The 691-nt window shown below is 78.6% G+C and carries 1 pseudogene; it reads left to right on the top strand.

Annotated features, from left to right (window positions below):
• Nucleotides 1-691 (top strand): annotated as a pseudogene (locus tag E1266_RS38665) (hypothetical protein); the annotation flags it as partial.

Genomic DNA, 691 nt, shown 5'->3' on the forward strand with positions numbered 1-691 from the left:
CCCCCGCCCCGAGCGGGCAGGCGTCGGACGAGATGGAGGACGACGACTACTGGGCGACGATCACCTTCGACAAGCCCAGGTTCCCGTGGCAGCACGACGACGAGCGCTCGGACGCCGACTTCGCCGCCGACCCGCTGAACGCGCAGGGGCCCCCGGACCAGCCGCCGCCCGAGCAGCCGGGCCTCACGCAGCCGAGCCTGACCCAGCCCGTCCCGACGGGCGTCGAGGCCTCCGGGCTCGCCGGCATGGGCGCGCAGGGCGGCGGGACCGGTCCGCAGCAGATGCCGGCACCGGGCGGCTTCCAGGGCGGCTCCCCGTTCGCCGGGCACGACCCCGGCTCGACGGCGCTCGACCCCATCCCCGCCGACCTCGCGGGTCCCGGCGGCCCGGGCATGCCCGGCGGGCAGCCGCCGTACGGCGGCCCCGGCGCGCCCGACCAGCAGGTCTACGGCGGCCAGGAGCCCCAGCCCGCGTACGGCGCGGCCGACTACGGGCCCGGCGACACGCCCTACGGCGGCCAGGACCAGTACGGCCACGGGCAGGACCAGGGGTACTCCGAGCAGCCCCAGTACGGCTCTCCCGAGCCGTCCTACGGCGACTACGGCGCCGACCCGCTGGGCGGCCGGCAGGGCGGCTACGACATGCCCGCCGACCCCGGCCCGCGCGGCGGCGACCCCCGCTCGTCCGACCC

Source organism: Actinomadura sp. 7K534 (genome assembly GCF_004348575.1).
Lineage (GTDB): Bacteria > Actinomycetota > Actinomycetes > Streptosporangiales > Streptosporangiaceae > Spirillospora > Spirillospora livida.